We start from the raw sequence: 7,346 nt of genomic DNA, 5'->3' as shown, positions 1-7,346 counted from the left end.
CGCGGGGTTACTTGAACCGTCGGGAGCTGACGGCAGAGAAATTCACAGCCAATCCGTATGAGCCGGGCGAGAGGATGTACCGGACGGGAGATTTAGCGAGATGGCTGGCAGATGGAACGATTGAATATGAAGGGCGGATTGATTTCCAGGTCAAAATCAAAGGGTACCGGATTGAGCTGGGAGAAATTACAGCGCGGCTGCAGGAGCATGAGAAAGTGAAGGATGCGGCGGTGGTGGCGAGGCAGGATGAGCAGGGGCAGCCGTACCTGTGCGCGTATATCGTAGCGCGGACAAGCTGGAGCAAGAGTGAAATGCGGCAATATGCAAGCCGCTATTTGCCGCATTATATGGTACCGTCGTTCTTCGTGGAACTGGCGGAGCTGCCGCTGAATGCAAGCGGGAAGATCGATAGCCGCCGTTTGCCGGAGCCGGACCGGGATCAGGCGACCGAAGCGGCGTATGTAGCCCCGGGCAATGAAATGGAAATGGTGCTGGCGGGCATCTGGCAAGCGGTTCTGGGCATAAAGCAGGTCGGGGTGGAAGACAACTTTTTTGAACTGGGCGGACATTCCTTGAAAGCGACTGTGCTTGTGTCCCGAATAGAAAAGGAATTTCAGGTTCGCTTCTCTTTGCGGGACGTATTTCAATATCCAACGGTCAGAGATATGGCGGCGTTCATTGCCAGTCAGTCCAGCATTACGCAAACCCATATTGAACAAGCTCCCGCAAGTGAGAGTTACCCTGTCTCTTCAGCCCAGAAGAGACTTTATATGATTCATCAAATTGACAGCAGTTCGATTAATTACAACATGCCTATCATTTTAGAAGTTAATGGGAAGCTTGATTTGGAGTTGTTCCGTTCCGTAATTCAGCAGTTAGCCGAGCGGCATGGGTCATTAAGAACATCCTTTGCCATGCTGAATGATGAACTCAGGCAAAGCGTGCACGATCATATCCAAGTGCCTGTTGAGTGGGCATCTATAGCAGAAGAGGAGCTATTGAATCGCATCCAAATGTTTATCCGGCCGTTTGATCTCAATCAAGCGCCATTATTTCGGGCAGGTGTGCTGCATCTTGCAGCGAACCGGCATATCTTGCTTATGGATGTGCATCACATAATTGCAGATGGGATATCCATGGGCATTTTCATGAATGAATTTAGCCGCTTGTATGCAGGAGAAACGCTTCCTCCGATAAAGCTTGAATATAAGGATTTTGTTCATTGGCAGCACAATTTCAGGGAGTCCGGTGAAATGAGCAGACAGGAAGCCTATTGGCTGAAGCTTTGCAGAGATCCGCTTCCGGTTTTGCAGCTTCCTGCAGACGATGAGCGTCCGCCTATCCAGCGTTTTGAAGGAGATAGCATTACCTTTGAACTGGATGAGGAATTTAGCGGGAAGGTAATGGAGTTGGCCAAGGCTTATAAAGCAACACCGTTTATGCTCTTGCTAGCCGTGTATAAGGTGCTGCTGGCCAAGTACAGTGGTCAAGAAGATATTGTTGTTGGGACAACACTGTCTGGACGAACACATACTGACGTAGAGCCCATCATTGGAATGTTCGTCAATACGGTCATTCTCCGAAGCTATCCGAAGGGCGGAAAAACCTTCGAAGAGTTGCTTTTGGAGGTGAAAGAACATGTTCTGGAAGTATTCAACAACCAAAGTGTCGCCTTCGATGTATTGGTGGAGAAGCTGGATGTACGCCGGGATATGAGTCGAAATCCGCTATTCGATGCCATGTTTGTGTTTCAAAATGTTGAAGAGAACGAATGGGCAGTCGGGGACACCACCTTCTCTGCCTTCAAGCACGCTTATAAAATCGCCAAGTTTGACCTTAATTTGCAAGCGACGGAGAGGAAGGGGCAGCTGGCCTTCGAATGGGAGTATAGCACTCATCTGTTCCGCCGTGAAACGATCGAGACCTTTGCTGGCCATTTCATCTATATTCTCGGTCAGATTTTACAAGATCCGCGGTTGAAATTGAGCCAAATTACTACGGTAACACCCGAGGAGAAACAACGGATGTTATATGGACCGCAGGATGCTGTCTGTTATTCAAGTCAGACCATTCATGGAAGATTTGAAGAGCAGGCCCGTATAACACCGGAGCAGCCTGCCCTTGTGATGGAAGGGTGTTTCTTAACTTATCGGGAACTCAATGAGCGGGCGAATCAGCTGGCGCGTGTGCTTAGAAATAAAGGGGTCGTATCAGAAACAATCGTTGCCCTTATGACAGAGCGTTCGCTTGAAATGATTGTGAGTATGTTGGCTGTGCTGAAAGCAGGGGGAGCCTATTTGCCGATCGATCCCTCTTACCCGCTTGACCGTATTGCGTACACGCTGGAAAATAGCGAGGTCCGATATCTCATTACCGATACAGGATCCGCTGTCTTGCAGCATTATAGAGGAACTATTCTGGAGCTTCATGATGAGACCCTATTCTCGGGGGAGACTGATAATCTGACTATTACCACCAAGCCTGATCAGTTAGCCTATGTACTATACACTTCGGGGACAACAGGTCGTCCAAAAGGGGTAATGATTGAGCACCGGAATGTAGTCAGTCTATTGACGAGTGATCCGTTCCAGTTTGATTTTCACAATCAAGATGTCTGGACGATGTTTCATTCATACTGTTTTGATTTTTCGGTGTGGGAAATGTACGGCGCCTTGTTATATGGAGGAAAGCTTGTTCTGGTTCCCAAAACGACTGCTCAAAGTCCTGAAGCATTTATCAAGCTTTTGCAACGGGAGAAGGTGACGGTCCTGAATATCACGCCGACGGCCTACTATGCTTTATTGGAAGCGGAAGCTAAGGAACCGGCAGAACTGCCGTTACTGCGGTATGTAATTTTTGGCGGTGAAGCGTTAAAGCCGCGGGCGCTTATCCGTTGGCATCATAAATATCCGGATCTTAACTTTGTAAATATGTATGGTATTACAGAGACAACGGTACATGTGACTTTTAAAAAGATCACCTATGAGGACATGAAGCGGAACAAGAGCAATATCGGACAACCGATCCCAACCTTGAAGACCTATATTTTTGATGAGCGCCAACAGCTTGTTTCTACCGGCATAGTCGGAGAAATGTATGTAGGCGGGGCGGGAGTGGCACGGGGCTATTTATTTAATCCACAATTGACAGCTGAACGGTTTATCGTTAATCCGTATAACACCAAGGAAAGACTATATCGAACGGGAGACCTGGCGCGTATTTTGCCGGGCGGTGATATGGAGTACTACGGAAGAATCGACCACCAGGTCAAGATTCGCGGTTTCCGAATCGAGCTGGGAGAAATCGAGAATCAGCTTGTAAGGCATGAAATGATTACCCAGGCAGTTGTCATCGACAACATGGACGAGCAAGGGAATAAATATTTATGCGCTTATTTTGTTTCCAGTGAGGTGTTAACGGTCACGAAGCTTAGGGAGTTCCTGATCCAAGTTTTGCCGGACTATATGATCCCTGCTTTCTTTATCAGGATGGATCAAATTCCTATGACTACTAATGGCAAGGTAGACCGTTCAGCTCTGCCGGAGCGGGATCAGAGCCTTCTGTCCCCTGTTCACTTTGCTTCGCCGGGGACAGAGACTGAGCATAGGTTGGCGGAAATTTGGCAGGATGTTCTTGGTATCGGCCGGATTGGTATTCATGACAACTTCTATGAGCTGGGCGGAGATTCCATTAAAGCGGTCCAAATTGCGGCTCGGCTCAATAAGCATCAGTTAAAGCTTGAGGTAAAGCATTTATTCCAGTATCCGACGATAGCGGATGTGTCCGGTTTTGTAAAACCGTTAGAGGCAGCGGTTTCCCAGGAGCCGGTGACAGGGGAGGCTGTCCTTGGACCGATCCAAAGCTGGTTTTTTGATCAAAATTTCTCCCATTGCCATCACTGGAATCAAGCAATGATGATTACCAGACGCCAAGGCTTTGATCCAGAGCATCTCAAGAACGTTTTTCACAAGCTTGTTGAACATCATGATGCGCTGCGGCTGGTATTCCGATTGGAAGAAGACGGTATTGTTCAGAGTCATCGGGGTGTGGAAGATCAACCTTTTTCTTTTGAAATGGTACAGCTTGAAGAAGAGGTTAATCTTGCCGAACGTATCCATACGGAAGCTTCACGCATGCAGGCGGCTTTTAATCTGCATGACGGCCCACTGCTTCATTTGGGATTATTTAAAACGGGCGAAGAAGATCACCTGCTCATTATCATTCATCATTTGATCGTGGACGGCGTATCCTGGCGGATTATTTTTGAAGATTTGACAATTGGCTATCAGCAATCACTTGCCCGGCAAGACATCGTATTTCAGGCCAAAACCAATTCATATAAACAATGGACAAGCAAATTGGCCGAATATGGCCGGAGCAAGAAACTCCATAAGGAGCTGCCGTATTGGGAAAAAGTAGAAAGCGCCGATGTATCGGTGCTGCCAAAGGATTTCCCTGCCGCTTCAAATCGATGGGATAGCTGCAGTGTGGTCTCCTGTAAATTAAACCTGGAAGAAACAGAAGCATTGCTGAAGAGAGTGCACAAGGCTTATCATACGGAAATCAATGATCTTCTGCTAACGGCTCTCGGCTATGCCGTCAAGGATTGGAGTGGTGCTGATAACGTGCTTATTGAACTGGAGGGCCACGGGCGGGAAGAATTATTCCAGGATATGAATATAAGCCGTACAGTTGGGTGGTTTACGTCAGTCTATCCGATTATCTTGAACATGGAGCATTCGAAGGATATCTCCAGCCAGATCAAGACGGTGAAAGAGATGCTGAGAAATGTTCCTGACAAAGGAATAGGCTATAGAATACTGCAATATTTGACACCGTTGGAGCAAAGAGGGCAACTTGAATTTAAAAGGAACCCGGAGATCAGCTTCAACTACTTGGGACAATTTGACCGTGATATGGAAACTGATGTTTTTGCTCCATCGGCAATGCCTTCCGGGACATCGTTTAACCCGGAATCGGAGCGGACCTGTGTGCTTGATGTAACCGGCATGGTGGAAAACGGGGAGCTTAAACTTCAAATCATGTACAATCACCAGCAATACAAGCAGCAGACGATGGCTACATTGGCCGAGTCTTATAAACGGCATCTTCTCCATTTGGTCGAACATTGCCTGGATAAGGAGCAGACGGATGTGACGCCTAGCGACTTCTCGGCGACGAATCTGTCAATGAGTGATTTGGAAAATGTGTTTGCAGCGCTTGGACAAAAGTTAACTTAAAAGCGAGGTGCCCCATGTTTGACCGAAATCAGGTAGAGGACATTTATGAGTTGTCTCCTATGCAGCAGGGTATGCTCTATCATTCCATCAGGGACGAGGGTTCCCAAGCTTATGTTGAGCAAATGAACTTTACCTTGCAGGGAGATGTTGAGCTTGGTTGTCTGGAAAAGAGCTTCCAAATGTTGTTTCAGCGATACAGTATACTGCGTACTGTCTTTATTTATGAGAATGTAGACAGACCGCTGCAAATTGTTCTGAAGCAGCGCGAGGCAAAAGTGGCCGTGCAAGATATCTCGCATATTCCATCAGAACAACAACAGGAATATATCCGGACGGTCGAAAGACAAGATCGGGAAAAGGGATTTGATCTGACGAAAGATGTACTGATGCGAATGATTTTGCTCAAATTAAATCCGAACCAATACAGGCTAATCTGGAGTCATCATCATATCCTGCTTGACGGCTGGTGCTTCAGCATTATCATGGAAGAATTTTTTCAGGTATATTATGCTCTTCTTACGCAGACACCAGTTCAATTAGGCCCGGTCTATCCCTACAGTCAGTATATGAAATGGCTGAAGTCACAAGACATTGACGAGGCAATGCAATTCTGGCAGGGCTATCTGGAGGGCTTCGAGCAAAAGACTGTTTTACCTCAGCAGAAACAACTACAAGCTGGAAAATATGAGTATACGAAGGGCGAATCAATCATATCCCTTGGCAGGGAAGTTACCGGAGCGTTGCAAGCAATCGCGAAATCCAGTCAGGCCACATTGAATCATATCGTACAGGCGATTTGGGGAATTGTATTCGCACGCTACAATAACACGAATGATGTTGTGTACGGTTCCGTCGTATCTGGCAGATCCTCCGAGGTTGAGGGGATTGAGAGGATGGTAGGGTTGTTTATTAACACAATCCCCGTTCGAATTCAACCCGATCAGGACACAACGTTTGCCAAGCTCATAACAGATGTGAAGCAGAAAGATATCGAGTCACAACGATATGATTATGTGTCTTTGGCACAAATTCAAGGCAGCAGTCAGTTAAAGCAGGATTTGTTTGACATTTTGTATGTATTTCAGAATTATCCTGTAGTCGCCGACAAGTCCCAAGGAGAAGTCGGACAGGACACGGGTTTTTCCGTTCAGGATACAGAAGCGCACGAGCAGACTAATTATGACTTTACTCTGATGGTAGCCCCGGGCGAAGATATTATCATGAAAATAACTTATAACGTGCGGAGCTATAGCGAAGATTTTGTGCGGCAGCTTACAGGGCATTTCATTCATATTGCTAATCAGGCAGTGCTTAATCCCGACCTGCAATTGGGCAAGTTTGAATTGACAACAGCCGAAGAAAAGACACGGATCATTAAAGTGTTCAATGCCACGCAGATTGCATATCCGCGGGAGAAGACGGTTGTAGAGCTGTTTGAGGAGCAGGCTGAGAGGCTGAGCAGTCAGACTGCAGTCGTCTATGGGGATGAGCGGCTAACCTATGGCGAGCTTAATGCCCGGGCCAATCAACTGGCTCATGCCTTGCGGAGCCAGGGCGTGGGCAAGGAGATGCTCGTTGGTGTGATGGCGGAGCGTTCGGTAGAGCTGATCGTCAGCCTATTGGGCGTGCTCAAGGCGGGCGGCGCCTACCTGCCGATTGATCCGGCTTACCCGCAGGAACGAATCGCGTACATGCTGGCGGACAGCGGGGCGCGATGGCTGTTATCACGGACAGGTGTTTTACCGGATGGAAGCGATGCCATTCAGACACTTGCCCTGAACGATCCCGGACTGCAAAAATACCCGCCAACAAATGGTGCTGTAAGCGGTTCGCCTGATGACCTGATTTATGTCATGTACACCTCCGGTTCCACAGGCCGTCCGAAGGGCGTCATGATCGAGCATCGCAGCGTCGTTCGTCTGGTACAGAATACGAACTTTATGGATTTCAAGGAGAAGCATCGGATTTTGCAAACCGGATCGATTGTCTTCGATGCGTCGACGCTGGAAATATGGGGAGCGCTGCTCAATGGCGGGGAGCTGTACCTGATTGACCACGAGCAACTGCTCAGCCCGCAAGGGCTGAGAGCAGCGGTAGAGCGGCATG

General features: G+C 47.9%; 2 protein-coding genes. Both read left to right on the top strand.

The features are described 5' to 3' along the window. Positions 1-11: 11 nt before the first annotated feature. The gene (locus H583_RS32940; protein ID WP_051236462.1) at positions 12-5,240 is read left to right on the top strand and encodes a non-ribosomal peptide synthetase; all 5,229 of its coding nucleotides are present in this window, start codon (positions 12-14) and stop codon (positions 5,238-5,240) included. Positions 5,241-5,254: 14 nt separating this feature from the next. Next, a partial coding sequence (locus tag H583_RS0113895) for a non-ribosomal peptide synthetase (RefSeq protein ID WP_154665891.1) occupies positions 5,255-7,346 on the top strand: 2,092 nt, incomplete at its 3' end.

Origin of the sequence: Paenibacillus pinihumi DSM 23905 = JCM 16419, from assembly GCF_000422505.1 — a bacterium.
Lineage (GTDB): Bacteria > Bacillota > Bacilli > Paenibacillales > Paenibacillaceae > Paenibacillus_D > Paenibacillus_D pinihumi.
This window is presented reverse-complemented; position numbering and strand designations above follow the sequence as displayed.